The sequence below is a fragment of the Candidatus Rhodoblastus alkanivorans genome, assembly GCF_022760755.1.
Lineage (GTDB): Bacteria > Pseudomonadota > Alphaproteobacteria > Rhizobiales > Beijerinckiaceae > Rhodoblastus > Rhodoblastus alkanivorans.
This window is the reverse complement of the sequence record NZ_JAIVFP010000001.1, coordinates 3,404,767-3,430,085: the sequence shown is the minus strand read 5'-3', so window position 1 is coordinate 3,430,085 and position 25,319 is coordinate 3,404,767. Positions and strand designations below refer to the sequence as shown.

The 25,319-nt window shown below is 63.6% G+C and carries 30 protein-coding genes and 1 tRNA gene; 17 read left to right on the top strand and 14 right to left on the bottom strand.

The features are described 5' to 3' along the window. Window positions 1-43 precede the first annotated feature (43 nt). The 9 genes from K2U94_RS15940 to K2U94_RS15900 all read right to left on the bottom strand — a co-directional run bounded on the left by K2U94_RS15940 (window position 44) and on the right by K2U94_RS15900 (window position 9,159). Entirely contained in the window at window positions 44-259 is a 216-nt protein-coding gene (locus tag K2U94_RS15940) for a hypothetical protein (RefSeq protein ID WP_243068145.1), read from the bottom strand. An 87-nt stretch (window positions 260-346) separates the two neighbouring features. Then, window positions 347-820 carry a hydrogenase maturation protease gene (locus K2U94_RS15935; RefSeq protein WP_243068144.1) on the bottom strand — a complete coding sequence of 158 codons (474 nt, stop codon included), beginning with the start codon at window positions 818-820 and terminating at the stop codon, window positions 347-349. Further along, window positions 817-2,292, bottom strand: coding sequence for a Ni/Fe hydrogenase subunit alpha (locus K2U94_RS15930; RefSeq protein ID WP_243068143.1), 1,476 nt, complete (start codon window positions 2,290-2,292; stop codon window positions 817-819). Before K2U94_RS15930 ends, K2U94_RS15935 begins: the two co-directional genes overlap by 4 nt. 7 nt (window positions 2,293-2,299) lie before the next feature. Continuing rightward, a complete protein-coding gene (locus K2U94_RS15925) occupies window positions 2,300-2,860 on the bottom strand; it encodes an NADH-quinone oxidoreductase subunit B family protein (protein WP_243068142.1) in 561 nt (186 codons plus the stop codon). A 1-nt stretch (window position 2,861) separates the two neighbouring features. Further along, entirely contained in the window at window positions 2,862-3,578 is a 717-nt protein-coding gene (locus tag K2U94_RS15920) for a 2Fe-2S iron-sulfur cluster-binding protein (RefSeq protein ID WP_243068141.1), read from the bottom strand. Beyond that, window positions 3,575-5,362, bottom strand: a complete 1,788-nt coding sequence (locus K2U94_RS15915; RefSeq protein WP_243068140.1) for an NAD(P)H-dependent oxidoreductase subunit E — start codon at window positions 5,360-5,362, stop codon at window positions 3,575-3,577. The genes K2U94_RS15920 and K2U94_RS15915 overlap by 4 nt, the downstream gene beginning before the upstream one ends. Before the next feature lie 267 nt (window positions 5,363-5,629). Continuing rightward, window positions 5,630-6,319, bottom strand: a complete 690-nt coding sequence (locus tag K2U94_RS15910; protein ID WP_243068139.1) for a response regulator — start codon at window positions 6,317-6,319, stop codon at window positions 5,630-5,632. After that, window positions 6,316-9,015: a sensor histidine kinase gene (locus K2U94_RS15905; RefSeq protein ID WP_243068138.1), complete on the bottom strand. Its 2,700-nt coding sequence runs from the start codon at window positions 9,013-9,015 to the stop codon at window positions 6,316-6,318. The genes K2U94_RS15910 and K2U94_RS15905 overlap by 4 nt, the downstream gene beginning before the upstream one ends. A gap of 3 nt (window positions 9,016-9,018) precedes the next feature. After that, window positions 9,019-9,159 carry a potassium-transporting ATPase subunit C gene (locus K2U94_RS15900; RefSeq protein WP_243068898.1) on the bottom strand — a complete coding sequence of 47 codons (141 nt, stop codon included), beginning with the start codon at window positions 9,157-9,159 and terminating at the stop codon, window positions 9,019-9,021. Window positions 9,160-9,631: 472 nt separating this feature from the next. Here K2U94_RS15900 and tuf point away from each other — a divergent pair, with 472 nt between their 5' ends. The 4 genes from tuf to K2U94_RS15880 all read left to right on the top strand — a co-directional run bounded on the left by tuf (window position 9,632) and on the right by K2U94_RS15880 (window position 12,278). Continuing rightward, window positions 9,632-10,822 (top strand): elongation factor Tu, encoded by a 1,191-nt coding sequence (gene tuf / locus K2U94_RS15895; protein ID WP_243066920.1) that lies wholly within the window; start codon window positions 9,632-9,634, stop codon window positions 10,820-10,822. A 237-nt stretch (window positions 10,823-11,059) separates the two neighbouring features. Continuing rightward, window positions 11,060-11,518: a nuclear transport factor 2 family protein gene (locus K2U94_RS15890; RefSeq protein WP_243068137.1), complete on the top strand. Its 459-nt coding sequence runs from the start codon at window positions 11,060-11,062 to the stop codon at window positions 11,516-11,518. A gap of 80 nt (window positions 11,519-11,598) precedes the next feature. Next, window positions 11,599-12,123, top strand: coding sequence for a DUF4188 domain-containing protein (locus K2U94_RS15885; RefSeq protein ID WP_243068136.1), 525 nt, complete (start codon window positions 11,599-11,601; stop codon window positions 12,121-12,123). A gap of 79 nt (window positions 12,124-12,202) precedes the next feature. After that, window positions 12,203-12,278, top strand: a tRNA-Trp gene (locus tag K2U94_RS15880). 206 nt (window positions 12,279-12,484) lie between these two features. Here K2U94_RS15880 and K2U94_RS15875 read toward each other — a convergent pair. Continuing rightward, complete coding sequence (locus K2U94_RS15875) at window positions 12,485-12,829, bottom strand: H-NS histone family protein (protein WP_336606171.1); 345 nt, start codon at window positions 12,827-12,829, stop codon at window positions 12,485-12,487. Between the two features lie 536 nt (window positions 12,830-13,365). Beyond that, window positions 13,366-14,624, bottom strand: a protein-coding gene (locus tag K2U94_RS15870) for an IS3 family transposase (protein ID WP_243065398.1) whose coding sequence is annotated in 2 segments (ribosomal slippage) — window positions 13,366-14,285 and window positions 14,285-14,624 — 1,260 coding nt in all. Because the reading frame shifts where the segments join, the coding sequence is not laid out codon by codon here. Window positions 14,625-14,744: 120 nt separating this feature from the next. Between K2U94_RS15870 and K2U94_RS15865 the strand changes: the two genes are divergently transcribed. Then, on the top strand, window positions 14,745-15,158 hold the full coding sequence (locus tag K2U94_RS15865; RefSeq protein ID WP_243068135.1) for a CYTH domain-containing protein: 414 nt from the start codon (window positions 14,745-14,747) through the stop codon (window positions 15,156-15,158). A 550-nt stretch (window positions 15,159-15,708) separates the two neighbouring features. On the opposite strand, the gene K2U94_RS15860 is transcribed toward K2U94_RS15865, so the two are convergent. Continuing rightward, entirely contained in the window at window positions 15,709-16,206 is a 498-nt protein-coding gene (locus K2U94_RS15860) for a hypothetical protein (protein ID WP_243068134.1), read from the bottom strand. A gap of 213 nt (window positions 16,207-16,419) precedes the next feature. Between K2U94_RS15860 and K2U94_RS15855 the strand changes: the two genes are divergently transcribed. The 8 genes from K2U94_RS15855 to K2U94_RS15820 all read left to right on the top strand — a co-directional run bounded on the left by K2U94_RS15855 (window position 16,420) and on the right by K2U94_RS15820 (window position 21,452). After that, a complete protein-coding gene (locus K2U94_RS15855) occupies window positions 16,420-17,082 on the top strand; it encodes a hypothetical protein (protein WP_243068133.1) in 663 nt (220 codons plus the stop codon). 125 nt (window positions 17,083-17,207) lie between these two features. Beyond that, window positions 17,208-17,930, top strand: coding sequence for a DUF1614 domain-containing protein (locus K2U94_RS15850; protein WP_243068132.1), 723 nt, complete (start codon window positions 17,208-17,210; stop codon window positions 17,928-17,930). A 127-nt stretch (window positions 17,931-18,057) separates the two neighbouring features. Continuing rightward, complete coding sequence (locus tag K2U94_RS15845) at window positions 18,058-18,348, top strand: HypC/HybG/HupF family hydrogenase formation chaperone (RefSeq protein ID WP_243068131.1); 291 nt, start codon at window positions 18,058-18,060, stop codon at window positions 18,346-18,348. A gap of 153 nt (window positions 18,349-18,501) precedes the next feature. Beyond that, a complete protein-coding gene (locus tag K2U94_RS15840) occupies window positions 18,502-19,236 on the top strand; it encodes a TerC family protein (RefSeq protein ID WP_336606170.1) in 735 nt (244 codons plus the stop codon). Between the two features lie 172 nt (window positions 19,237-19,408). After that, window positions 19,409-19,600: a preprotein translocase subunit SecE gene (secE, locus tag K2U94_RS15835; RefSeq protein WP_243068129.1), complete on the top strand. Its 192-nt coding sequence runs from the start codon at window positions 19,409-19,411 to the stop codon at window positions 19,598-19,600. Between the two features lie 43 nt (window positions 19,601-19,643). Continuing rightward, complete coding sequence (gene nusG / locus K2U94_RS15830) at window positions 19,644-20,177, top strand: transcription termination/antitermination protein NusG (RefSeq protein ID WP_243068128.1); 534 nt, start codon at window positions 19,644-19,646, stop codon at window positions 20,175-20,177. Window positions 20,178-20,293: 116 nt separating this feature from the next. Then, window positions 20,294-20,896, top strand: a complete 603-nt coding sequence (locus K2U94_RS15825) for a DJ-1/PfpI family protein (protein WP_243068127.1) — start codon at window positions 20,294-20,296, stop codon at window positions 20,894-20,896. A gap of 136 nt (window positions 20,897-21,032) precedes the next feature. Then, window positions 21,033-21,452 (top strand): ribbon-helix-helix domain-containing protein, encoded by a 420-nt coding sequence (locus K2U94_RS15820; protein ID WP_243068126.1) that lies wholly within the window; start codon window positions 21,033-21,035, stop codon window positions 21,450-21,452. 86 nt (window positions 21,453-21,538) lie between these two features. Here the strand turns inward: K2U94_RS15820 and K2U94_RS15815 are convergent, their stop codons facing one another. Next, window positions 21,539-22,276 carry a Crp/Fnr family transcriptional regulator gene (locus K2U94_RS15815; protein WP_243068125.1) on the bottom strand — a complete coding sequence of 246 codons (738 nt, stop codon included), beginning with the start codon at window positions 22,274-22,276 and terminating at the stop codon, window positions 21,539-21,541. A 197-nt stretch (window positions 22,277-22,473) separates the two neighbouring features. Here K2U94_RS15815 and K2U94_RS15810 point away from each other — a divergent pair, with 197 nt between their 5' ends. Continuing rightward, window positions 22,474-22,713, top strand: coding sequence for a hypothetical protein (locus K2U94_RS15810; protein WP_243068124.1), 240 nt, complete (start codon window positions 22,474-22,476; stop codon window positions 22,711-22,713). Window positions 22,714-22,751: 38 nt separating this feature from the next. On the opposite strand, the gene K2U94_RS15805 is transcribed toward K2U94_RS15810, so the two are convergent. Beyond that, the gene (locus tag K2U94_RS15805) at window positions 22,752-23,405 is read right to left on the bottom strand and encodes a MarC family protein (RefSeq protein ID WP_243068123.1); all 654 of its coding nucleotides are present in this window, start codon (window positions 23,403-23,405) and stop codon (window positions 22,752-22,754) included. Window positions 23,406-23,521: 116 nt separating this feature from the next. Between K2U94_RS15805 and K2U94_RS15800 the strand changes: the two genes are divergently transcribed. The 3 genes from K2U94_RS15800 to rplA all read left to right on the top strand — a co-directional run bounded on the left by K2U94_RS15800 (window position 23,522) and on the right by rplA (window position 25,253). Then, on the top strand, window positions 23,522-23,908 hold the full coding sequence (locus K2U94_RS15800; protein WP_243068122.1) for a cupin domain-containing protein: 387 nt from the start codon (window positions 23,522-23,524) through the stop codon (window positions 23,906-23,908). 213 nt (window positions 23,909-24,121) lie between these two features. Further along, window positions 24,122-24,550, top strand: a complete 429-nt coding sequence (rplK, locus tag K2U94_RS15795; RefSeq protein WP_243068121.1) for a 50S ribosomal protein L11 — start codon at window positions 24,122-24,124, stop codon at window positions 24,548-24,550. Window positions 24,551-24,554: 4 nt separating this feature from the next. Next, on the top strand, window positions 24,555-25,253 hold the full coding sequence (rplA, locus tag K2U94_RS15790; RefSeq protein WP_243068120.1) for a 50S ribosomal protein L1: 699 nt from the start codon (window positions 24,555-24,557) through the stop codon (window positions 25,251-25,253). Window positions 25,254-25,319: the final 66 nt, after the last annotated feature.

The window sequence follows — 25,319 nt, the reverse complement described above, 5'->3', positions numbered from 1 at the left end:
CCAAAGGGCGCATAGGGTCTTCGCGATAGCGTTCCGATGCGCCTTATTTCCACAGATCGAGCGGCGCGGGCGCAGGCTTTGCGACGCCTTGGCCGCGGGGTCTGGCGGTTCTGGCGAATTTCACCGCCTCCTCGCGGCTGACGAACAGGCCGCCCTCGCGCCCGTCGGCGTCGCGCGCGGTCCAGAATCCCTGTTCGTCGCGGCCGATCCAGAATTCGAGCGCCGCGTCGCGCCGCGGCTGGCGTTGTTGCGAACTCATTGACGCATTCCTTGCGATCCGGTTCAAATTGGTCGCGTTTATGTTGGGAAATCGCGGCCTTTCCGCAGCGGGAAAATGGTGTCCGCCTCAAATTTTTGTGGCGTGACGGCGCCAGTTTTCCGCGCTGCGCCCCGCTTCAAGCCGTTGCAGGAAAGCCCAGGCTTGTTCCAGCCGCGCGGCGCCGTCATCGCTCAAACCCGCGCCGAGATCGAAATTTTCGCCGCGCATGCAGAGAAGAAAGGCCGGCGGCGGGTTGCCCCCGAGCGTCTGTTCGTAAACCGCCAGCACGCTCTCCGGCGCGAGCGCATGGCTGGTGTGGGTCAGGTTTTTGCGCGGGAAAATCTCGCTGAAGGCGAAGGGCGCCGGCGTGGCCCTGCCGGCGTCGAGAAAGAGCGCGAGTTCGGCGCCTTGCAGGTCGAGCACATGTTCGAGCTGAAGCTGGAAATCCTCGATCAAAGCGCTGTCAGGCCATTGGGCTGCGGCGATGCGCGCGAGCAGCAGAGGCCCGAGCGCGTCGTCGCCGCGCGCTTCATTGCCCCATCCGAAGACGACGAGCCTCACGCGGCGGAAAAATTCTTCGCGCGACGGCTCACGAGCGCGCCCGAGGAATCCACCAGATCGACCTGCAGCGGCATCTGGCCGATGGCGTGGGTGGCGCAGGACAGGCAGGGATCATAGGCGCGGATCGCGACCTCGATATGGTTGAGCAGGCCCTCGGTGACCTCGTTTCCGTCAATGAAGCTCCGCGCCACGCTGCGGACGGCCTCGTTCATCGCCTGGTTGTTGTTGGTGGTCGAGACGATGAGATTGCAATATTTGACGAGATCGTCGGCGCCGACGCGATAATGATGGATCAGCGTTCCGCGCGGCGCCTCGATCACCCCGACCGCCTCTTCGCGGCGTTCGCCTTTTTCGCCGATCAGATCGGTCCCGACGATCTCGACATCGTCGAGGAGATCGCGGATCGTTTCCGCCGCGTGGAGGGCCTCGATCATTCGCGCCCAATGGTACAGCAGCGTGCCGTGGCGCGGCTTGCCGCCGCCGGCTGCGAGGAAGTTTTTCCGCTCGGCCTCGGCGAGCGGGGTCGCGATGAAATCGCAGGTCTGGACGCGCGCAAGCGGGCCGACGCGATACCAGCCCGCTTCCGCGCCGAGCGCGCGGATATGCGGGAATTTCATATAGGTCCAGGACTTGACCTCTTCCTGCAGGAATTCGTTGTAGCTGGCGCAGGGCGCGCCGTCGAAGATCAATCCGCCATCGGCGTCGCGGGCGCGAAGCGCGCCGTCATAAAGCTCCAGCGCGCCATCGGGCCCGACGAGGCTCATCATCGAGGCGCGGAATTCGCCGAAGGAGTCGTAGAATTCCGGATGGGTCGTGTGAATCCTCGCCACGAGGCGGACGGCGTCGCGCGCCCATTGGATCATGGTGTCGACGTCGCGGCGCAATTCGTCGCGCTCCACGTCGGTCAGCGCTTTGGAGACGCCGCCGGGGATGGCGCCGACGCCATGGATGCGCTTGCCCGAAACATGGCGGATGACCTCCTGGCCATATTTGCGCAGGAAGATGCCCTGTTTCGCAATATCGGGAAATTGCGCCGCGACCCCGAGAATGTTGCGCTTCGTCGGCTCGCTGTCGAAGCCGAGCAGGAGATCGGGCGAGGCGAGATGGAAGAAATGCACCGCATGCGATTGCAGGATCTGGCCGTAATGCATCAGCCGGCGCAATTTCTCGGCCGTCGGCGTCAGCCGCTCATAGCCCGCGATCAGGTCCATCGCCTTGACCGCGGCGAGCTGGTGGCTGACCGGGCAGATGCCGCACAGGCGCTGCACGGTGACCGGAACCTCCCAGTACGGCCGACCCTCGATGAAAGCCTCGAAGCCGCGGAATTCGACGATGTGCAGGCGCGCCTGATGGACGTGATTGTCGTCGTCGAGCAGCAGAGTGACTTTGCCGTGGCCTTCGACCCTCGTCACCGGATCGATGGCGATGCGGCGGAGGCCCTGTTTGGTTTCGGCGTTTTCCAGCGGGAACATGGCGATCTCAATCGAAACGGAAATGAGCGTAATCGAGGCGCGGCGTGCGTCCGCCGATCAGATCGGTCAGAAATTTCCACAAGGCGTCGGCCGAAGGCGGACAGCCGGGAATGGCGTAATCGACCCGCACGATTTCGTGGATCGGATAGACCTTGTCGAGCAGCAGCGGCAGTTCGGGATCGCTCGGAATTTGCGGGTTTTCGTCCACGCGCTCGCAATAGACTTCGCGCAGCAGGTCGCCGATGTCGATCGGATTGCGTTGCGCCGGCAGGCCGCCATTGATCGCGCAGGCGCCAACCGCGATCAGGGTCCGGCAATTGGCGCGGAATTCGCGCAGCACATGGACATTTTCGGAGTTGGTGACGCCACCTTCGATCAGGCCGATGTCGCTTGGCCCGCAATGTTTGATGTCGGTGAAGGGCGAGCGGTCGAAATCGGCGATCTTCGCCAGCTCCAATATGCGCTCGTCGATGTCGAGCAGCGACATATGGCAGCCGAAACAGCCGCCGAGCGTCGCGGTGGCGATCCTCAGGCGTTTTTCCGGGCGTTGCGAGGGAAAAGCGTTCATCTCATTTTCCCTCCTCGCGCAGGCTGACGTCCTCGATGGTCTCGCGGTCATACAGCCGCGCGCCGATCGGCTGCGCGAAACCGATTTCCTTGATCAGGATCGCCCCGATCGGACAGATATGAGCGGCTGCATCATCGATCGAGAAAGTGGAATCGCCAAGGCGGCCGCTCGGCGAATTGACGACGATATGGGAGTCGCGGCCTCTCCCTGCGAGCGCGAAGACATTCTTGCCGTCGACGTCGCGGGAGGCGCGCACGCACAGCTCGCACATGATGCAGCGGTTGAAATCCAGCAGGGCCCGGGGATGGGAGGCGTCCACCTCGCGCGCGGGAAAGAATTGCGCGAAATGAGGATCGTACATTTCGAGGTCATAGGCGAGCGCCTGCAACTGGCAATTGCCGCTCTTCTCGCAGCCCGGGCAGAAATGATTGCCCTCCGCGAACAGCATTTGCAGCAAGGCGCGGCGATGCTCGTTCAACTCCGGCGTGTCGCTGCGCGCGTCCTGTCCGGGCATGGCCCCGATGGTGCAGGCCGAGCCGTGGCGGCCGTTGACGACGATCGTGCAGAGCTTGCAGGAGCCATGCGGTTCGAAGTCCGGATGGGCGCAGAGATGGGGAATATAAATTCCCGCCGCGAGCGCCGCCTGCAAAATGGTCTGGCCGGGCTCGAAGGCGACTGGCTGGCCGTCAAGAGTGAAGCGCGCCGGAATATCGCTCATGAATCCGCTCCAAGATGGGCTTCGGCGTCGTCGCGCCCGGTGAGAGCGCGCGCTTCCGCCAGCGCCGCGTCGAGATCGAAGCCCGGCGCGAAATCGCGAAAAGTCAGCCGGCGCTCGAAGGCGGGCGCGAATTTGCGCATCATGTCGTCGAGCGCCATGGTCGCGCTCTGGCCGAGGCCGCAATGGCTCGACGTGCGCACGAGGTCGTGCAGGCGGCCCAATTCGTTGAGTTCGTAATGCGCGCCCTGGCCGGCGTCGATCTTGTTCAGGATCCGCGCGACGATCGCGGTTCCGACCCGGCAGGGCGTGCAGAATCCGCAGCTCTCATGCTCGAAGAATTGCGCGAAATTGTGCGCGGCGTCGAACATGTCGCGCCCGGCGCCGAACACCATGAAGGCGCCGGCGGTCGGCACGTCCTCGAAGGCGATGCGGCGCTCGAATTCATGCGGCGCGAGGCAATAGCCGGCGGCGCCGCCGATCTGGACCGCGAGCACGTCCGAGGCGCCGCAATCCTCCAGGACCTGCGAGATTTTCACGCCGAAAGGATATTCGTAGAGCCCGGGCCGGGCGCAATCGCCGGAAACCGAGATGATTTTCGTTCCGGTCGATTGGCGCGTGCCCTGGCCGAGAAAAGCGGCCCCGCCGCCGAGCGCGATTTCACTCGCCTTGCACAGGGTTTCGACATTGTTGACCACGGTAGGCTGGCCGAGATAGCCGTGGGTCGCGGGGAAGGGCGGTCTGATGCGCGGCTTGCCGGCCTTGCCTTCGAGCGATTCGATCAGCGCGGTCTCCTCGCCGCAGATATAGGCGCCGGCGCCGAGGTGAATGTCGATGTCGAAGGAAAAGCCGGGATCGCCGCAGATGGCGAGGCCGAGCAGGCCGTCGCGACGCATTTCGGCGAGCCGTTCTTCGAGCGGCGCGCGCAAATAGGAATATTCGCCGCGCAGATAGAGGAAGCCTTTCCGCGCGCCCGTCACGTAAGCGGCGATGATCATGCCTTCGAACACCTGTCCGGCGTAGGATTGCAGCAGCACGCGGTCCTTGAACGTGCCGGGCTCGCCCTCGTCAGCGTTGCAGACGACATAGCGCGTCTCGCCCGGCGCGTCGCGGCAGGCCTCCCATTTGACCGCGGTGGTGAAGCCCGCGCCGCCGCGTCCGCGCAGGTTCGATGTCTTCATTTCGGCGGCCATGCCGTCGCGCCCCCGCGCCAGCGCGGCGCGGATCGCCGCGCCCGGCGCGTAATGCGACCCGAGCACGATGTCGGCGCGGCGGATATTGTCGTGAACCTCGAAGAAAGCGGCCGGCCATTGGTCGAGCGGGGCGCGCGCCCGGATCAGATCGCAGATGGCGTCAATGCGCTCGGGCGTCAGGCGGGTGACGGCGCGGTTGTTGACGAGCAGGGCCGGGCCCTGGTCGCACATGCCGGTGCAGGATGTGCGGTCGACGCTGACGAGGCCGTCCGGCGAAACCTCGCCGCGCCCAAGGGCGAAATGGTCGAGCATGCGCGCCATCAGCGCCGGGGCGCCGGCCATGCGGTCGGTGATGTTGTCGGCGAACAGCACGCGGTATTTTCCGCGCGGCGCATCGTAAAGATGGGCGTAGAACTGCGTCAGGCTGTCGATGCGCGTAGCCGGTATGCCGAGCGCGTCGGCGATCGCGGCGCGGATTTCGGGTGAAATCCAGTCGAAAATTTCCTGCGCGTCGCGCAGGATCTGCAACAAGGCAGTCGGATCGCGGCGATATTTCACGATGATGGAGTCGAGGGCGGGATCGATCGAATTCATTCAGCCGTTCCCTGTATGGCGCCGTCCGCCAGCTTTGGCGACGATTCGGCCGAATCGCTGCCGAGGCTAGATTCCCTTGTTTTCGCGTCAAATTTGCGAAATGCCGGCGTCCGAATTTTCGCACGCCGCTATTCCGGACTTTCGCCTGCCTCGCGATTTTGATCAAGTCCGATGAAACGCCGTCCCTGGCGGCTTGCCGGGCAAGCCTGGTCGCGACCGTTGAGTCTTGGGCCTGAACCGTCGCTCGATAATGCGACCCGGCGGGATTCAGGCGTCAGGCGCCCAGAGCCGGTAGCCGATGCCCGGCTCGGTCAGGATCAGGCGCGGCGTTTCCGGATTGGGTTCGATCTTGGCGCGCAACTGGCCGACGAAGACCCGCAGATATTGCATGTCGTCGGCATGGGCGGGACCCCAGACGGCGGAGAGGATCTGGCGATGCGTCACCACGCGTCCCGCGTGGCGCACCAGGATCGTAAGCAGGTCGAATTCCTTGGGGGTGAGTTTCAGGACATGGCCGTTCTTGACGACGCGCCGCAAATCGAGATCGACCGCGAGGCCCTCGGCGCGATAGACATTGGTCTTCGCCTGGTCCGGCGCGGCGTGGCGCAGAGCCGTGCGCAGACGGGCGAGGAATTCGCCGATGGCGAAGGGCTTTTCGACATAATCGTCCGCGCCGAGGTCGAGCGCGGCGATCTTTTCCGCCTCCTGGTCGCGCGCGGAAAGAATGACGATCGGGCATTTGCAGAATTTTCGCGCTTCGAACAGAACTTCCTTGCCATCCATGTCGGGCAGGCCGAGATCGAGCACGACGATGTCCGGTGCCGAGGTCGCCATGACGCGAAGAGCCTGGGCGCCCGTTTCGGCGGTGAGCGTTTCATAGCCCGAGGCCTGCAGCGCCGGGCGGAGAAAACGCTGGATCGGCGTCTCGTCGTCCACGATCAGCACCCGGGTCTTCATGCCTTGAGCTCCTTTTCCATCGCCGTGACCGGCAGGCGCGCCAATATGCGCGCGCCGCGCCGGCGCATGGCGGGGCTTTGCGCCTCGATCGTTCCGCCCATGGCCTCGACCAGCCCCTTGCAGATCGACAGGCCGAGGCCCGTGCCCGCCTTGCGTCCGTCGGGCCGGCCGCCGCGGTAGAATTTCTCGAAAATCCGTTCGAGATCGCCCGGCTTGATTCCCGGCCCCTCGTCAGTCACCGACAGCACGACGAATTGGCCCTCCTGCCGCGCGTGAATCGTCGCGCCCGCCTCGCCGCCATATTTATGCGCATTGTCGAGCAGGTTGAACAGCACCTGTTCGAGCAGGCCGGCGTCGCCGCGGATGAACGGGAGATCGCGCGCAAGCGAGGTTTCGATCCGCATCCCCGGGAACGCCTTGCGCGCGCGCTCGACCGCGCCGCGGACGATCTCGGTCGGATCGAGGAAATCGCCGCGCACCTTTACGGCGCCCGACTCGAGCCGCGACATGTCGAGCAGATTGGCGACGAAACGGGCGAGGCGCCCGGCTTCCTCCTCGATCGAGGCGAGCAGGTCGCGGCGGTCTTCCGCCGGCATGCGGTCGCCGAGTTCGCGCAAGGCGGTGACGGCGCCGGTGATCGAGGAAAGCGGCGTCTTGAGGTCGTGTGACAGGGAAGAGAGCAAAGTCGTGCGCAATTTTTCGTTTTCTTCCAGCGCCGCGCTGCGCACCGCCTCGTCCACCAGCACCGAGCGGTCGATCGCCAACGCGGTCTGGTCGAGCATGGCGGTCAGCGACCGCTCGTCCTCGGGCGAGAGCGGCTCGCTAAGCTCGCGCGGCTCGAAGCCGCAGACCCCGACGGCGCCACGCGGCGTGATCAGCGGCCTGAACTGGAAAGGAAGGTTGGGCAAAGTGTCGGTGCGCCAGCCGGCGGCCTCGCGCTTGGCGAAGGCCCAGCGCGCGGCGCTCATCTCGCCCGCACTCACCTCGTCCGTCGGCGGCCAGGCGGCGGCCAGCCGCAATTCATCGCCCTGCGGCAGAAGGAAGACGATCGTGCCGCCCCGCGCCTTGTGCAAATGGGCGGCGGCCGCCCACAAAGCGTCGTCGAGTTTCGGCGCGGCCGACAATTTGCGAGAAAAATCATAAAGCAATTCAGTATAGCGCGCCCGCGCGCGCACTTCCTCGGATTTGTCGTGCACCCTTCCCGCCAGCGAACTGGTCAGGATCGAGACGATCAGGAACGCCAGGAGCGAGAGAAAGTCCGCCGGCGCCGCCACGGTGAAGGAAAAGATCGGCTCGGTGACGAAAAAGCTGTAGGCGAGATAGGACAGAAGCGAGGCGGCCACTGCCGACCACAGCCCGAATCTTTCCGCGCAGACCACCACCGCGAGCAGGAAAACCATGGACACGTTGTGGACGCCCACAAGCCGCTTCAGGCTGTCGGCGATGGGAACGGCGACCGCCACCGCCGCGACCGAGCCGAACAGGCCGCGCCATTGCATCTCGCGCGCGTCGAGCCGCCGTTTGCGGGGCGGCATTGCGACGTGGTCCGCCGCATCCGGCATGGCGATGACATGGACCGGAATGTCCAGCGAGCGGCGCACGAGCGCGATGGCGAAATCCCGGCGCAGCCAGCGCCGCCAGGCTGCGCCGCGCGCGCGGCCCACCATAATTTGGGTGACGTTTTCGCGCCGCGCATAGCGCAGGACCTCCGCGATCATGTCCGAGGAGGACAGGCTCGCCGCCTCGGCGCCGAGACGCTTGGCGAGGCGGAAAGCCCGGTCCATGGCGCGAATCCTGGCGGGGTCGGTTTCCGCATGGGTCTCTGGTGCAACATGAACCACGACCCATGAGGCGTTGAGCCGCGTCGCCAGCCGTGCGCCGGCGTTCACCACCATTTCGGCCTGGCTGTCGGCGGCGACGCAGACGAGCAGATGCTCCGAAGTATCCCACGGGCCCTCTATGGCGTGCTGACGCAGCAAATCGACCATCTGGTCGTCGACGCGGTCGGCGGTGCGGCGCAGCGCAAGTTCGCGCAAAGCGGTGAGGTTGCGCGGCGTGAAGAAATTCTGGGTGGCGCGGCGGGCGGTTTCGGGCAGATAGACCTTGCCCTCGTGCAGGCGCTGGATCAGTTCGTCGGGCGTGATGTCCACCAGCACCACGTCGTCGGCGCGCTGCAGGACGCGGTCGGGCACGGTTTCGCGCACGGCGACGCCGATGAACCGGCTCACCACTTCGGCGAGGCTTTCGAGGTGCTGGATGTTCAGCGTGGTCCAGACGTCGAGCCCGGCGTCGAGCAATTCCTCGACGTCCTGCCAGCGTTTGGGGTGGCGGCTGTCCGGCGGATTGGCGTGGGCGAATTCGTCCACCACGATCAGCGCCGGGCGGCGCTTGAGCGCTGCGTCGATGTCGAACGCCTCCAATTCGCGCCCGCGACAGGGGATTTTCTTGCGCGGCAGAACCTCCTGGCCCGCGAGGAACGCAGCGGTCTCGGCGCGGCCGTGGGTTTCGGCGAGGCCGACGACCACGTCGCCGCCCTCCGCCTTCAGCCTTTGGGCTGCGGCCAGCATGGCGTAGGTCTTGCCGACGCCGGGGGCGGCGCCGAGGAAGACCTTCAATTTGCCGCGCCCTTCGCGACCCGCCAGCGCCGGCAGCGCATCGGGATCGGGAAGGCGGTCGAGTTCGCGCTCTGTCGCCATTCCCTATAGTAGCTTGTCCAGGGCCAGGTTCAGCAAGAGAACATTTACGCGCGGTTCTCCGACAAAGCCGAAGATCGCCTTCTGGACATGGGCGTGGCCGAGATCGCATTTTCGCCGCGTCGAGGCCGCGCGCCTTGGCGACATCGCGTTTGAGGCGAAATGTCCGGATCGAACCCGGAGGCCGAAGCGGCGGCCGGTTGGCGTCGACCCATGATTAGAGGCGAAGGATGAGAGGTGAAGGAGTAGAGGCGAGCCGGCCTTGCTCGTATGCCGGCGTCTCCCCGGCGAGCGCGATCCGAGGTCTGCAAAGCCAAGATCGAACATGACGAGGCCTTACGTTGCATCGCCAAATCTGTCGATACCCGCGCCAGGATTCGAGGGGAATCTGGCGGTCGCGCCATAAGGCGCGCGCGCAAAAGCCGGGACGGTTGGACGCAGGCTTGGTGGAAGCCAGAAGAAAAACAATCTGTTGGAAGCAGGGCGGCGGCGCGGCGGCGCGGCGGGAGCGCGCGCGAATCCGCCCATTCGCGATGATTTGGCTCTTGAAGTTGCCGGCAAAGCCTTCTATTGAGCGCCCTCGTTGGATTCTACCCGCCTGACATTCGGAACGAGGGCCATGGCCAAGGAAAAATTTTCGCGCACGAAGCCGCACTGCAACATCGGGACGATTGGTCACGTTGACCACGGCAAGACGTCGCTGACGGCGGCGATCACCAAGGTTCTGGCGGAGACGGGCGGCGCGACCTTCACGGCTTACGACCAGATCGACAAGGCGCCGGAAGAAAAGGCGCGCGGCATTACGATTTCGACGGCGCATGTCGAATATGAGACCGCGAAGCGCCATTACGCCCACGTCGACTGCCCCGGGCACGCCGACTATGTGAAGAACATGATCACCGGCGCGGCGCAGATGGACGGCGCGATCCTGGTGGTTTCGGCGGCCGACGGCCCGATGCCGCAGACCCGCGAGCATATTCTTCTCGCCCGTCAGGTCGGCGTTCCGGCGCTGGTCGTGTTCCTGAACAAGGTCGATCTCGTTGACGATCCGGAGCTTCTGGAGCTGGTCGAGCTTGAGGTTCGCGAACTGCTGTCGAAGTACGAATTCCCTGGCGACGACATTCCGATCACCAAGGGCTCGGCGAAGGTCGCGCTCGACAATGGCGATCCGGAGCTTGGCCGCAACGCCATCCTGAAGCTGATGGAGACGGTTGACGACTATATTCCGCAGCCGGAGCGCCCGGTCGATCTGCCCTTCCTGATGCCGGTCGAAGACGTGTTCTCGATCTCGGGCCGCGGCACGGTGGTGACCGGGCGCGTTGAGCGCGGCATCATCAAGGTCGGCGAGGAAGTCGAGATCGTCGGCCTGCGTCCGACCATCAAGACTACGGTGACCGGCGTCGAAATGTTCCGCAAGCTGCTCGACCAGGGCCAGGCGGGCGACAACGTCGGCTGTCTGCTGCGCGGCACCAAGCGCGAGGACGTCGAGCGCGGCCAGGTTCTGTGCAAGCCCGGCTCGGTGAAGCCCCACACCAAGTTCAAGGCCGAGGCCTACATCCTGACCAAGGAAGAGGGCGGCCGCCACACGCCGTTCTTCACGAACTATCGTCCGCAGTTCTATTTCCGCACCACGGACGTGACCGGCATCGTGACCCTGCCGGAAGGCACGGAAATGGTGATGCCGGGCGACAATGTCACGATGACGGTGGCTTTGATCGTTCCGATCGCGATGGAAGAGAAGCTGCGCTTCGCCATCCGCGAAGGCGGCCGCACCGTCGGCGCGGGCGTCGTCGCTTCGATCATCGAGTAATTTACGAAACGGATCAAAGTTCTGAAGGGGGCCGCGAGCCCCCCTTTTTCTTGTTCTCACGCGCCTGTGATTGGGCGAACATTCCCTCAGGTGCTACGTTTCGTCGCTTCAACACGCCGGAGCGCGCCGTGATTGCGCCGGGCCCAGGATGGCGCAGAGGACGCCCAGCCCCCTTCCCGCAATTGCATTTTGGCCTCGCCGGAGGCGTGAGGAGCCGCGTTGCAAGGAGGGAACGTCATGAACAATATCGATTTCATCAAGTCGCTGTACGCCGCCTTCTTGAGCGGCGGCATCGACAAGATCCTCGCGGCGGCGGACCCGCATATCGAGTGGAAGTCGAACACCGATCCGGGACTTCTGCCTTGGGGCGGAGAGCGAAAGGGCATCGAGCAGGTCACGGCCTTTTTTTCGGAACTGGCGTTGAACGTCGAGATCGAAAGCTTCACGCCGCGCGAATATCTGTCCGGACCCGGCTTCGTCGTCGTCACAGGCCATACTACCGGCCGGATGCGGCGATCCGGCGTCCGTTTCGACGACGATTGGTGTCACGTCTTCAAGATCGTGGGCGGCAAGGTGACGACCGTCCATGAATTCGTCGACACCCATGCGCTGGTGCAGGCCTTCATCGGCGGCAATGTCCACGCCATCGGCCTGCCGTCCTCCGCGATGGAGACAATCACGCCGCGTTCGCACTGACGCCAAGCGTCGTTGATCGCGACGCCTCGCGGTCAACGACGTCCCTGGCGCCAACCACAGTTCGCGTCGGGGAGGGCGCAATGGCGGAAGTCATTCCGGGCAAAATGACGGCCAGGATCGACGGCGATTTCGTCGTTTTCCTGATCGGCATGCGCATCAACAATTTTTTCAAATTCGGTCAATGGCTTCCCGTGGCGCGGGCGATGGGCCCGATGATCGAGGAACTCACCCGGGCGCCAGACCTCGGGCTGCTCCATGCGCGCACCCATTTCGGCATGCGGAACATTATGGTCGTGCAATATTGGCGCAGCTTCGATCATTTGCGGGGTTACGCGACGGGCGGCGATCATCTGCATCTCAAGGCGTGGCGGGATTTCAACAAGGCGGTCGCCGCCAGCGCCGGCAATGACGCGGTGGGCATTTGGCACGAGACCTATCTGGTTGGCGCAGGCCAATATGAAACGCTCTACACCAATATGCCGCCCTATGGCCTCGGGGCCTTCGCCGAACTCGGCCCCGCCAAAAGCCGCTTGAATTCGGCGGCGGGACGGCTTGGCCGCACGGACGGATCGGACCAGCCCGAGGGGCGTGACCGCCGCCGTTGAAATTTATCGATGGCAGGCTTGCTTTCGCCCCGCCAATCCGGCTAAGAAGCGCCAAGCCGTCGGCGCGTCGCGCCTATGGAGGAGTGTAGCTCAGTTGGTAGAGCACCGGTCTCCAAAACCGGGTGTCGTCGGTTCGAGCCCGGCCACTCCTGCCAATAAATCAAAGACTTGGAACCTAAGTCTCGAAGCGCTGTTTTTCCAGGGTAATCAATCGGGTAACAAGAAGAGCCGGGTAGCGCGCAAAATTCCGGCCGATTTTTCTCTATCCCTGATTCTCCGTCGTCGCCTTTTCGCCATTCTTGGCCGGTCGGGTGACGCCGAACGGCGGCGGTTTCGCGCGCCTTCTTAAGCCCGGCGCACGTTAATCCGGGTCTTTGATGCGAAAATCGTCCATGTCTTGGCCAGACGCTATGGCGCGCACGAGCCAGCGCGGCCGCTTCCCGCGCCCAGACCATGTCTCGAACGTCTCCGGGTTGCGGTACTGGGGGGACACCTTTGGGTATTTGCGACGCGGTTTCGCCTGCGATGCGGAACGCGCCAAACCGGCGTCGCCAGCTATGTCCGCGCTCCCGCTGACGATCGCGAGACGCCTCTCGAGTTCGGATTTTTGTTCCAATATTCGCGCCGATAAGATGGTGCTCACTTCGACGTGAAGCGCCCAGAGTTGCTCAAGAGACATTGATTCAAAATTGAGCTTATTTTTCAATTTAAATCTGCCTTGATGTCAGGCGTTTACTGTGATTATATTGTAATAGATAAATTGGATGTTAAGCAAGATGCGGATGACTGTTTTCAACATGCCTGTTGAGTTCCAGTGAGAACTGACCCAAGAGTGGGGTGAACCCCGGGACGTGGACAGGCTGGGCTTAACATTTGATCAGCAAGCCGGGTGCTCGATGCGTCCGCTCTTCGTGAGCTTCTGTCGAAAAATGGCAGGGGGCGCCCGCCAAGCGCGAGGGAGTCGCGCATCTGCGGGCAGTGATGGACCTGTCGGAGCGGCTACCGCGCGCCAGGGATGGGGAGGATGTGAGCGAGCCGGTCTTTACCGCTCGTTAACGGCTCGACTCGCTTTACGGGATTCTGACTGGTAAAAGACGGTCGTCGACGGCGTCTTCCTCGCCGCCCTGATCCTTCTCAGCGACCAGAATGAAAGGAATTTGCGATGTCTCTTGAGATCGAGCGCAAATTCCTTGTCATTGGGGATGGTTGGCGCGCTTCCGTCATCGATAGTGTTGTAGCCCCTTAAGTTTCGGACAGACACTCTCCGGCTTCGGCGGCCAAGCGATCCGCGATGAACTCGCGGGGTGAACGATAGCCAAGCGCGCGATGCGGATGGCGTGTGTTGTAATGCTCGAACCACGACGGCAGCAAGCGGATCACGGTTTCGGCGTCCGGCAGTGGCGACACGCGCGCGTAATCGCGTTTGATCGTGCGGACGAAGGCTTCGGCCATTCCATTCGATTGGGGGCTTTCGACCGGCGTGGTCAGCGGCTCAAGGCCGATTTCGCGGGCAAAATGTTTCGTGTCGCCAGCGATGTAGCAAGACCCGTTGTCGGTCAGCCATTCGATCGGGCTGGGCAGGCGATTGACCGGGCCAAAGCGATATTCGACGGCGCTGACCATCAGGTCGCGGATGTCCTCGCCCTTGACGCCCGCCGTCGTGGCGACATGGCCGAGGGCTTCCCGGTCGCAGCAATCAAGCGCGAAGGCGACGCGGACTTTTTCGGCATTGTCGCAAGCGATCTCGAAGCCGTCGGAACACCAACGCAGGTTGGAGCGCAGAACGGCGATCTTGCCGTCATGCCGGCGGTTTTCGCCGCCGCCGGCATGACGTTGAAGCAACAGGCCGTGCGCCCTCATCACCCGATAAACCCGCTTGCGGTTGACCGGCGCCGCGCCCTCGGCGCGTCTTTTGCGGCGCAGGTCGGCCCACACGCGGGCGTAGCCCCAGGACGGCTGTTCGGCGATGATCCCCTTGATCTCGCAGAGCAGATCGTCTTCCGGCAGGGGCGGTCGGCCCATGCGTTTGGCCGCGCCGCCGGCAATGCGCGCGGCGACATTCGAGCGGGCGACGCCGAGGGTTTCGCAGACGGCCTTCATCGCGAACCGTCCCGTGGATTGAGCGTCGGCAGCGACAACGACCGCAACATCCGTTTTTTTGAGCCTACGGCGACTTCAAGCGCCTCTTTGAGGATTTCGGCCTCCATCGACTTCTTGCCGAGCAGGCGCTGCAGTTCGCGCACCTGGTCGACCAAAGCCCTGTAGGCGGACGCCGGAACGACGTCCTCCTCGGCCTGCGTCGCGGTCAGGGCGCCTTGGTTCGCCAGCCGCCGCCAGGTGAACAGCTGATTGGGGGCGATGCCGTGACGGCGCGCGACAAGGCTAACCGTCATGCCCGGCTCCATCGTCTCGGCAATGATCGCCAATTTCTCCGCCGACGTGCGCCGACGCCGTCGTTCTCGGCCCGGCAGGACCTCACTCTTCGGATTGTCACCAGTCATAAACACCACATTACTCCTACCTCTTAGCGAAGTGGGAGTGCCTGTCCGGCGACTTACGGGGCTATTTCAGATAGCGAGGTGATCCGAGACTGTACGATTAGCGAAGGCAACGGCGCAAAGGTGCGCGTGCGCATCGCGCGGGGAAAGGCTTGGCTGACCGTCAAGAGTGACCGCTCCGGCCCAAGCCGTTTGGAGTTCGAATATGAAATCCCACCATCCGACGCGGAGGAGATGCTTAAACGCATCTGCGGCAAGGCCATTTTTGTGAAGACCCGACACAAGGTCAGACATGCCGGAAACATTTGGCTTGTTGACGTTTACAGTGGGCAGCTTTCCGGGATCGTCCTGGCGGAATTCGAACTTCAGCACATCGATCAAGTTTTTGAATTGCCCAAATGGATCGGGCAGGAAGTCACGCACAACGAGCGTTTCCACAAAAGGGCTATTGGTCGCCTTTGTCGCGAAGCTGGGCGTCCCTTGAGCGTTGCAGAACTATTGAATGGCGATCAGGAGGGGATTTCCGCGGAAATGTAAGACGGTCTGGCCAGGAAATTCTTGCCAATTACTTATTAAACGCCCGCCAGTGCATCCGTGGCGGGCGTTCATGCGGTCGTTCAGCCAGCAAGTAGGCTGAATTGACCTTACGATATACCAAATTGCCAATTTTCCAAGAGCGGGACTTAATTAGCGTTACCCGCGCGCGGCAAGAGCACAGCGGGCGGCGCGACGATCCAATTCCGCCAGCAGGAAAAGAAAAACCCCGCCTCGGTTTTCACCGTGCGGGGCCGGATCCTCGGCGGCTGTACATCCGAGCGCGCCTTGGAATTGTCGTCACCATAGCCGACGCATGTGTCAAACTGAAGACGCCTCGGACTGCGTGACGGCGGCGCTTACCGTTCCTTTTCGAGCGAGGCCTTCGCTTCCCGCTCGGCGCGTTTCGCCTGTTCCTCGATCTCGTCGTCGGACAGGTCGGGCGGAACGTCGGCATGATTGATCTCCAAAACCGGGTGTGGTCGGTTCGAGCCCGGCCACTCCTGCCATTTTATCTTCAGACGAGATTTGACCCGACGCGGCTGCGGCCGGATCAGGCGACGTTCAGCGCCTTCGCCACTTCGGCGATCGTCGCCTTTTCGACTTCCGTCACCTGCACGCCGCCAAGGCCCAGGAACCCGCCTTCGCTTGCCGCTTCCGCGACGCGCTCGGCGACCTGCTTCAGCCAGATCTTGAAGGCGAGGGCGTCGTCGGGCGCCTTGGCGTCCGCTATTCTGCCGATTTCGGCCAGGGCCGCCAGCGTCTGGGCTTTCATTTCTTCCTTCGATCGGCCGGTCAATGCCGCCTGAATTCCTTCCTTGGCGGCGTTGCGGTCCTCCAGCGCGCCCATGGCGTCGCCGATCTCCTTGACCAGGCGGATCGCGCCCGGCGCATTCTTGGCCTCGATCAGCGCCTGGCTGCTGGCCATGCTCTCCTTGAGCACGCCGAATAATCCGGACGGTTCGGCGAAGGTCACCGCCAGGCCCGCGAGCATCGGGGCGCCCAAAAGCTTCTGCCACTCGTCCGCCTTGAAATCCGCCTTGCTGGCCATGCTTTCCTCCTGCGCCATTCGAATTTGGCCGCCGCGCCCTTTTTTTGAGCGTCGCGACAAAGAGCTTAATCGCCCTTCCTGACAAATCTTAGAGTATGGCGGGCTTGCGTCCAGCGCGCCCAGGCGGCTATGAGGCGGCGTCCATCGGCGCATCGCGACGCCAAAGGGAGGGTGGCCCGGATGAAACGCGGACCACGGCGATCGGGAGCGCGTGTGGCGGGCCCCTCCGCGCTCGCCCTTTCCTGCCTGCTTTCATTCGCCGCCTTGATCGGCGCCGGGCAGGGCGCCGGCGCGGAGACGAACTGGCCCAACAATGCCTTGAACCGCTGGCAGGCGACGGCGCTGCTGGAGACGCTCAACGCCGAAATTCTGGCGAGCCCAAGCGCGACCACGAGCCTCGAAAAATGGTGCGGCGCCCATCATCTCGCCGCCGAGGCCCGGCTGGTCGCCGAAAAGATCGCGGCCGCCGCGCCCAAGCCGCTGTCGCGCGAGCAGCGCCGGCGACTCGCGATAGGGCCGGACGAGCCGGTCAAATACCGCAATGTGCGACTGCGCTGCGGCGATCATGTGCTCTCCGAAGCCGATAATTGGTATGTGCCCTCGCGCCTGACGCCGGAGATGAACCGGGCGCTGGAGACCAGCGACGCGCCGTTCGGCCGGGTCGTGCGCCCGCTCGGCCCCTGGCGCAAAACTTTCGCGGCGACCATGCTCTGGGCGCCGCTCGACGCGCCGAAGGACGCCGCGACCATGGCGCCGCCCCAGGCCCTGTTCGAACATCGCGCCGTGCTCTACACCAAAAATAACCTGCCGTTTTCGGAGGTCGACGAGGTCTATCAGCGCGACGTGCTGGATTTCCCGCCCGATGAGTCCCGATAGGCGCCGAGCGAACGCTCGCCGGGCTTTCTGGCGCTCTCCCCTTAATCTGCGGCTTCGGTGTTGCCGAAACAGGCCGTGACGGTCACATGTGACCTGTCCCCCGTTCCGGCGGCCGGAGCGCCCTCATGAATTACAGCGAAATGCATTACCTGCCGCTCGCCCTCCCGTTCTTCACCATTCTGGTCGGGGCGTTCATCCTCCTGATCGTTCTGCTGCAGATCGGCGTCCTGAGCTATGCCTATACGCGTCTCGGGGTCAGCCTGGGCGGGGCCTATCTGCTGCTCGTCGGCTCGCTGGTGGGCAGTTATTTCAACATTCCGGTGGGCGAACTGCCCGGACGGAACATCATGGTGGGGCGGGAAATCGTTTTCTACGGCATCCATTATGTCGTGCCGCTCATCGTCCCCCATCCCGGCACGATCATCGCGATCAATGTCGGCGGCGCCGTCATTCCCGGCCTGATGTCGCTCTATCTGCTCTTCCGGCATCAGCTCTGGGCGAAGGGCATCGTCGCGACCGCCGTGGTCGCCGCCGTCTGCCACGGGCTCGCGAAACCCGTGCCCGGCCTGGGGATCGCCTTGCCGGTTTTCGTTCCGGCAGCCGTGACCGCGCTGGTCGCGATCCTGCTGTCGCGGCGGGAAGCTGCGCCTTTGGCCTATATTGCGGGCAGCCTCGGCGTACTCATCGGCGCCGATCTTCTCAATCTCGGCCACATTCAGGGCCTTGGCGCGCCGATCGCCTCGATCGGCGGGGCAGGAACGTTCGATGGCATCTATCTGTGCGGAATTCTGGCCGTGCTCCTCGCGAGCCTTTCCGGGCGCCCGGACCAAAGGACGGCGCCGCGCTGAAGCTCGCGGGACGATGGGCGGCGCCCCGGCGAGGCGCGAAAACGCCCGCCGGCCTTGTCGGCCATCGCGCCTTCTGGCAAGGTTTGGCCCCGGCGCCGGTCGCCCGGCGTCGCCTGGGGTTTGCATCATGTGCCTTGGAATTCCGATGACCATCGTCGAAGGCGGCGAGATTTCGGCGCTTTGCGAACGTGGCGGCGAGCGGCGGCGGGTGTCGTTGCTCCTGATCGGGCCTCAGGCCGTTGGAACAAAGGTTCTCGTCCATATTGATTCCGCGATCCGGACGCTGGACGAGGAAGAGGCCGCCCAGCTCGACCGGGCGCTCGACGGCCTCGCGGCCGCCTTGCGCGGCGAGAATTTCGAAGACGCTTTCGCCGATCTGATCGAACGCGGACCGCAACTGCCCGAGCATTTGCGCTGAAACGATAAAAACTTCGGCGGGTGAGAACGCCGGTCTGCGGCTCTCACGCTCTTTTGGTTCTCTCCCTTGGCGCGCGAGGAGCTTTTCCTTCACATTCCACCGGCGCTATATTGGCGCGCCAGCGCAAGCGTCGCCATGCGACAAGGAGCACATTTGGAATATATCGCCGTTTTCGCCCACCCCGACGCCTGGGCCAGCCTGCTGACCCTGACGGTGCTGGAAATCGTCCTCGGCGTGGACAATCTGGTCTTTGTGGCGCTCGCCACCCAGGGGCTGTCGCCTGACCGCGCCGTGAAGGCAAGCCGTCTCGGCCTCGGCATGGCGGTAGTCTTCCGCCTCGTCCTGCTCGCCGGCATGGTCTGGCTGACCCGCCTCACCCTGCCGCTCTTCGCTGTCTGGGGGCATGAGGTTTCGGGCCGCGACATCATTCTCACCCTCGGCGGCCTGTTCCTGCTTTACAAGGGCACGGTTGAAATCCACGAGGAAATCGACCCGGAAGGCGAAGACGGGCATCGCAAAGGGGGCAAGAGCTTCTGGCGGGCGATTTTCCAGATCGCCCTGCTCGATATCGTCTTTTCGCTCGACAGCGTGCTGACGGCGATCGGCATGGCCGACGAATTCGTGGTGATGGCCCTGGCCGTGATCATCGCCGTAACCATGATGATTCTCGCCGCCGGGCCGGTCGGCCAGTTCATCCGGGAAAACCCGACCGTGAAAATGCTTGCCCTGTCCTTCCTGCTGCTGATCGGCATGACCTTGATCGCCGATGGCGCGGGCTATGACATTCCCAAGGGCTTCATTTATTCCGCGATCGGCTTCTCGCTCATGGTCGAGGGGCTCAATCAATGGGCGCGCCGCAGCCGCAAGGCGCGGGGCGCGGACGAATAGGCGCTGTCAAGAAAAAACTTGGCGCGCTCGGATGCGTTCGCTATATAGGGCCAGTGTGGCGCGCGGCCGAAAGGTCCCGCGCCGCCTTTCTTTTCGCAACCCGCCGCCAAGTTCCCGTCGAAGGACGAATTCTCTCGTCCATAGGGCGCGCCGGCGGCCCAACGGGACGACCATGGCCAATCCGTTCAATTTCATGCAGGAAGTGCGCGCCGAAGCCAATAAGGTGACCTGGCCGACCCGCCGTGAAACCATGATCACCACCGGCCTCGTCGTCCTGATGGTGTTCCTGACCGCGGTGTTCTTCGTCTCGGTCGATGAGATCATTCGTCTCGCCGTCGGCTTCATCCTCAGCCTCGGCCGTTAACGGCCCGAGCCGCTAAAGGCTTCCACATTTCGCGGAAAAATTCATGACCAAACGGTGGTATATCGTCCACGCCTATTCCAACTTCGAGAAAAAGGTCGCCGAAGCGATCAAGGAAGGGGCGGCGCAGCGCGGCTTGAGCGACAATTTCGACGAAATCCTGGTCCCGACGGAACAGGTCGTCGAGGTGCGCCGCGGCCGCAAGTTCAATTCCGAAAGAAAATTCTTCCCCGGCTATGTGCTGGTGAAATGCGACCTGACCGACGACGTCTTCCATCTCATCAAGAACACGCCCAAGGTCACCGGCTTCCTCGGCGCCGACAACAAGCCCATGGCTATCCCCGAGCATGAGGCCGAGCGCATCAAGGGCCAGGTCGCGGAGGGCGTCGATCGCCCGAAAACCTCGATCTCCTTCGAGGTCGGCGAAAAGGTGCGGGTCAACGACGGCCCCTTCGCCACTTTCGAAGGCTTGGTGGAAGAGGTCGACGAAGGCCGCTCGCGGGTCAAGGTCGCGGTCTCGATTTTCGGCCGCGCCACGCCGGTCGAGTTGGAATATGGCCAGGTGGACAAACTCGGCTGAGCCGGGCGCCGTTTTCCGTCCCGGCCCTTATCCTTTGCGCGCGATAGCGGGGTAACACCCCGAAACGCGCCGCCCGCCTCATACTGACCTCCCGCGGCTAGCGGAGGGAGGACAATATGAGCGTCAAGAATATCCTGATGATCGTCGGCGATTTCGGCGAGGACTACGAGATCATGGTGCCGTTCCAGACGCTGGCGGCGGTCGGCCATCGCGTCGACGCCGTCTGCCCCGGCAAGGCGGCAGGCGAGACGATCGCCACCGCGATCCATGATTTCGAAGGCGATCAGACCTATAGCGAGAAGCGCGGCCATAATTTCGCGCTCAACGCCAGTTTTGCGGACATCAAGCCGGAAAACTATGACGTTCTCGTCATTCCCGGCGGCCGCGCTCCGGAATATCTGCGGCTCAACGAATCGGTGCTGGAAATGGTCCGCCATTTCTTCGCCGCCAGCAAGCCGGTCGCCGCCATCTGCCACGGCGCGCAGCTTCTCGCCGCGGCGGGCGTGCTGAAGGGAAGGAACTGCTCGGCCTATCCGGCCTGCCAGCCGGATGTCGAACTTGCCGGCGGACATTACGCCAATATTCCGATCGACGCCGCCGTGACGGACGGAAACCTGATTACCGCGCCGGCCTGGCCCGCGCATCCCGCCTGGCTCGGCCAGTTGCTGACGAAAATTGGCGCGCCGGTCGGCGAGGTCGAGCGGCGCTCGGCCGCGTGACAGAAGCCGGGAGGCGATCTGGGGCGCGGATTTGCAAAGATCCGCGCCCGGACTTATCTCTTGTCGTGTCGTGCGGCGGTCCGGGGGCGCGAGGGGCCGCGGCGACGGCGTGAGGCGATGACGGCGCGAGGCGATCATGTGCCAACTGTTCATCAAGGCCGATCCCACCCTGTGGGAAACGCGGCTTCGCTCGGTGCGGATGCATGGTTTCGCCACCAGCGTCCGGCTGGAAAATATTTATTGGATTCTTCTTGAGGAAATCGCCAGCCGCGATCGTCTGAGCGTCTCCGAAATTCTGGCGCGGCTTTACGAGGAATTGCTGGAGGCCCACGGGGCCGTCGAGAATTTCGCTTCGTTTCTGCGGGTCTGTTGCGCGCGTTATCTGATGTTGCAGCTTGCCGGGGACATTCCGGCAGATCCGGGACAATCCATCGCCGGGCTCGACGCCAAATCAATTCTGGCGCGCGAGCAAAGCCGGTTCGCAGCGCGCGCCGGGGCCGAACCCAAGGAGCGCCGCGCGTTGCGCCGGCCGGCCTCTTCCGCCGCCGCGATCTGACGGCTTGGCTTCGATCTGACGGCTTGGCTTCGATCTGACGACTTGGCTTCGATCTGACGACTTGGCTTTGATCTGACGATTTGGCTTCAGCCCAGCCTGCGGGCCGGCTTGCGCGGCGCGCTCGCGGGGACGTTGTCGTCCGCAATATAGGCATGCAACCTGGCGCGCGAGGGGATGATGACCGCGCCATAGCGCATCTCGATCAGGCCCTTGTCGGCGAGGCCGCGCAGCAAGCGGCTGACCTTCTGGCGCGAGCCGAAGCCGAACTGGCTGATATGGGTCTGGGTGACCGCGGTTTCCTGGCCCTCCTGGGTGATCGCGCAAGCGTCCGACGAGGCGAGCAGCAGAAGATAGACCAGCCTCTTTTCCGGGCCATAGGCGGCGAAGGAAAGCATCCAGCCGGTGAGGAAGCGCGTCCATTCGCCGACATGTTCGATCACCTCGAGCAGGGCTTCGGGATTGTTCGCGACCGCCTTGTTGACGTCGCGGCAGGGGATCGCGACATAGGTCGCGTTATTGGAGCTCCAGAGATCGTGGACGAGCGGTTCAGACCCGAAACAGCCAAGCCAGGTCGCCCAGCGGCCTTCCAGCATCGGCAGGCTGGAAAAGCCGCCTTCCGCGGTAGAAAGCACAATGTCGATGCTGCCGCTGGCGATATACCTTATGTGGTCCGGCAACTCGCCACGCAGGGTGAGCAGGGTGCGCTCGGAATAATGCTCTATCCTCGCCTTTCCAACCAGCTCACGCCTCTGGGCCTCGGTAAGTGTCGCGAAGACGCTGCAGCTCTTCAAAACGCCGAGGATGTCGATGGATTTGCCGTTCATTGTTCAGCTTGTAGTTTGCGCGCTAACCATAAAGATAAAACTGTAGGAAATTTGCGCAAATGTTATTTGCGGGACATTTCCTGCCGAACACGCCACTTACGGTTGCGTTCGCCGCGAAAGGAAAAACCCTTACGCGACCACAGCTTAGACTCGTTGGCGCTGTACCGCCGCAATTTGGGCGTAAAGGGTTAAGGGTTATGAAAAATCACGCGCCATTCGCGCATGAAAATGTCGCCGTCAAGGATATTCTGCTCGATACGATCGTTTCCGCGCATTATCTGGTTTTGCAAATGCGCATGCTGACGGCGTCGGGAGATTTCGCCGGACAGGCCGAGACGGAAGTCATGGCCGACGCCCTTAGCCGCTGGGCCCAGATCGCCGGCGCCAAATGGGGCGAGGGCGCGCCGGACGCGCAATCCTGGCAGGCGCGCCAATAGGCGGCGCCGCCAAGATCCGCCAGTGCGCGGCGATTCCGTCAATGCGCGGCGATGACGCCATATTCCTGGAGCGCCTGGATGACGCCCTGGAAAATCAGGCCGCCGCCCATGGCCGCGACGAAAAAGCCGACGATGCGAGTAACCGCGTCTATGCCGAGCGGACCGATCCGGTCAACCAGCGTTTCGGCATAGGCGAGGCATAGAAAAGTTACGGCCATGCTCAGGACGATCGCGGCGGCGACGACCAGCAAGGCCCCTGCTGCGAATTGTGAGCTTTTGACCATCGAGGTCATGCCGAGCAGGGTCGCGATGGCGCCGGGCCCGCACATCAGCGGCATGGCCAGCGGCACGAAGGCGATGTCGCCCTGATCCTTGCCGCTCGCCGCGACGCCGATGGCGCCGGATGGCGAGCCTGAGAAGAGATCGAAGCCGATGCGCAGCAGGACGATGCCGCCGACGACGCGGACCATGCTGAGCGACACGCCGAAGATTTTCAGAATAATCGTCCCGAAGATCAGAAAAAAGAACATGAGCCCGGCGGCGTAAAGGCTGGCGCGGCGGGCGACGCCGCGATATTCCGCCTTGGGTTTGCCTTCCATCATCTTCAGGAAGACGGGCAGGGCCTCCAGCGGATTGACGATCGCCAGCAAGGTCGAGAACGTGCTGACGAAGAGTGTGACTTCGCGTCCCAATTTCTCCTCCGCGAATCGCGCCTTGCAGTGCATGACATGATTTGCCTGGATCAGTCCATAACGGATGGCGTGGTCGAGAATCGGCCCCGCAAACGAGGCCGGGAGGCCTGGCTTTGATGCATCGCTCGATCGGATTTTGCCCTTTCTGCGCCGCGGCGGAGTCAGGCGGGGCGGGACGCCCCGCGCCGGGCGGACTGCGCTATGACATTCTGGCGCGGATCGACGGGCCGACGGCCGATTACGAAACCTTCATCGTCGCGGCGGAGGCCGGCCCCGATTTCGACGTCCCGCGGCATATCCATCCCGGCATTGAATCCGCCTATATCGTCGCGGGCGGGGGCGTGCTGCTGGTGGACGGCGAGGCGCCGCGCGAACTCACCGCCGGCGATGTCGCCCAGATTGCCGCGCGGCGCCCGCATTCGTTCAGGACAGGCGCCGCGGCGACGCGGATCGTCTCGACCTATATTCTCGAAAAAGGCCAGCCGATATCCATTCCCGCCTGATTTTGTCGCGTCAATGCTTGCCAAGCGCGGCAAAGCTGGATAAAGACCAACATCCTTCAAATGAAGGTCATTCCGCGGGAGGTTTTCCGGTCGCCAGCCGGGCAAAAAACCGCACCGCGACCTGCAACCCGCGCGGGGCGGAAATTTCCGTCGTCCGCGCATTTTCGTTTCGCTCCGGTAGGGCGGACGAAAAAGCTCATGGGAGCAGCCAATATGGCGAAGAAGATCACGGGTTACGTGAAGCTTCAGGTCCCGGCCGGCGCGGCGAATCCGTCGCCGCCGATCGGTCCCGCGCTCGGTCAGCGCGGCCTGAACATCATGGAGTTCTGCAAGGCGTTCAACGCCAAGACGCAGCAGATGGAAAAGGGGATGCCGATCCCCGTCATCATCACGGCCTATGCCGACCGCAGCTTCACCTTCGAGATGAAGCAGCCGCCGGTCACCTATTTCCTCAAGAAGGCGGCCAACATCAAGTCCGGCTCCAAGACCACGGGCCGCGGCTTTGTCGGCAAGGTGACCCGCGACCAGATTCGCGAAATCGCGGAAAAGAAGCAGGCGGATTTGAATTCCCACACGATCGAGGCCGCCATGGCTATGATCGAGGGCTCCGCCAAGTCCATCGGCCTGGAAGTGGTGGGGTAAGACGATGAGCGGCAAGAGAATCGTCAAGGCCCGCGAGGGCATCGAGCGCACCAAGCTCTATCCGGTGACGGAAGCCATCAAGATGGTGCGCGAGCGCGCCAGCGCCAAATTCGACGAGACCGTCGAAATCGCAATGAATCTCGGCGTCGATCCCAAGCACGCCGATCAGATGGTGCGCGGAGTGGTCAATCTGCCGAACGGCACCGGCCGCACCCTGCGCGTGGCGGTCTTCGCGCGCGGCGCCAAGGCGGACGAGGCCAAGGCGGCGGGCGCGGACGTGGTCGGTGCGGAAGAGCTGGTGACGGCCGTGCAGGGCGGCGCGATCGACTTCGATCGCTGCATCGCCACGCCGGACATGATGCCTTTGGTCGGGCGTCTAGGCAAGGTTCTGGGCCCGCGCGGCCTCATGCCCAACCCGAAGGTCGGCACCGTGACCATGGATGTCGCGGCTGCGGTGGAGGCTTCCAAGGGCGGCGCGGTCGAGTTCCGCGTCGAAAAGGCGGGCATCGTGCAGGGCTCGGTCGGCAAGGCCTCGTTCGGCGAGGAAAAGCTGGCGGAGAACATCGCCGCTTTCGTCGAGGCGGTGATCAAAGCCAAGCCGGCCGGCGCCAAGGGAACCTATCTGCAGCGGATCGCGCTTACCTCGACCATGGGGCCTGGGGTGAAGGTCGATCCTGCCACGATCGAGATCGCCCAGCACTGATTTCGGCCTTGGGGCGCGGCGGCGCGACTTTGTCGTCGCGCCGTCGGCATCGCCCTGAAAAGTTGC

Coding starts and splice junctions, on each gene's coding strand:
- K2U94_RS15810 (WP_243068124.1), top strand. CDS start 22,474: ATGAAAAATCACGCGCCATTCGCGCATGAAAATGTCGCCGTCAAGGAT.
- tuf (WP_243066920.1), top strand. CDS start 9,632: ATGGCCAAGGAAAAATTTTCGCGCACGAAGCCGCACTGCAACATCGGG.
- K2U94_RS15890 (WP_243068137.1), top strand. CDS start 11,060: ATGAACAATATCGATTTCATCAAGTCGCTGTACGCCGCCTTCTTGAGC.
- K2U94_RS15845 (WP_243068131.1), top strand. CDS start 18,058: ATGTGCCTTGGAATTCCGATGACCATCGTCGAAGGCGGCGAGATTTCG.
- K2U94_RS15930 (WP_243068143.1), bottom strand. CDS start 2,292: ATGTTCCCGCTGGAAAACGCCGAAACCAAACAGGGCCTCCGCCGCATC.
- K2U94_RS15905 (WP_243068138.1), bottom strand. CDS start 9,015: ATGGCGACAGAGCGCGAACTCGACCGCCTTCCCGATCCCGATGCGCTG.
- K2U94_RS15915 (WP_243068140.1), bottom strand. CDS start 5,362: ATGAATTCGATCGATCCCGCCCTCGACTCCATCATCGTGAAATATCGC.
- K2U94_RS15860 (WP_243068134.1), bottom strand. CDS start 16,206: ATGGCCAGCAAGGCGGATTTCAAGGCGGACGAGTGGCAGAAGCTTTTG.
- rplK (WP_243068121.1), top strand. CDS start 24,122: ATGGCGAAGAAGATCACGGGTTACGTGAAGCTTCAGGTCCCGGCCGGC.
- K2U94_RS15820 (WP_243068126.1), top strand. CDS start 21,033: ATGTGCCAACTGTTCATCAAGGCCGATCCCACCCTGTGGGAAACGCGG.
- rplA (WP_243068120.1), top strand. CDS start 24,555: ATGAGCGGCAAGAGAATCGTCAAGGCCCGCGAGGGCATCGAGCGCACC.
- K2U94_RS15900 (WP_243068898.1), bottom strand. CDS start 9,159: ATGTCGCCAAGGCGCGCGGCCTCGACGCGGCGAAAATGCGATCTCGGC.
- secE (WP_243068129.1), top strand. CDS start 19,409: ATGGCCAATCCGTTCAATTTCATGCAGGAAGTGCGCGCCGAAGCCAAT.
- nusG (WP_243068128.1), top strand. CDS start 19,644: ATGACCAAACGGTGGTATATCGTCCACGCCTATTCCAACTTCGAGAAA.
- K2U94_RS15940 (WP_243068145.1), bottom strand. CDS start 259: ATGAGTTCGCAACAACGCCAGCCGCGGCGCGACGCGGCGCTCGAATTC.
- K2U94_RS15920 (WP_243068141.1), bottom strand. CDS start 3,578: ATGAGCGATATTCCGGCGCGCTTCACTCTTGACGGCCAGCCAGTCGCC.
- K2U94_RS15850 (WP_243068132.1), top strand. CDS start 17,208: ATGAATTACAGCGAAATGCATTACCTGCCGCTCGCCCTCCCGTTCTTC.
- K2U94_RS15910 (WP_243068139.1), bottom strand. CDS start 6,319: ATGAAGACCCGGGTGCTGATCGTGGACGACGAGACGCCGATCCAGCGT.
- K2U94_RS15825 (WP_243068127.1), top strand. CDS start 20,294: ATGAGCGTCAAGAATATCCTGATGATCGTCGGCGATTTCGGCGAGGAC.
- K2U94_RS15925 (WP_243068142.1), bottom strand. CDS start 2,860: ATGAACGCTTTTCCCTCGCAACGCCCGGAAAAACGCCTGAGGATCGCC.
- K2U94_RS15885 (WP_243068136.1), top strand. CDS start 11,599: ATGGCGGAAGTCATTCCGGGCAAAATGACGGCCAGGATCGACGGCGAT.
- K2U94_RS15800 (WP_243068122.1), top strand. CDS start 23,522: ATGCATCGCTCGATCGGATTTTGCCCTTTCTGCGCCGCGGCGGAGTCA.
- K2U94_RS15815 (WP_243068125.1), bottom strand. CDS start 22,276: ATGAACGGCAAATCCATCGACATCCTCGGCGTTTTGAAGAGCTGCAGC.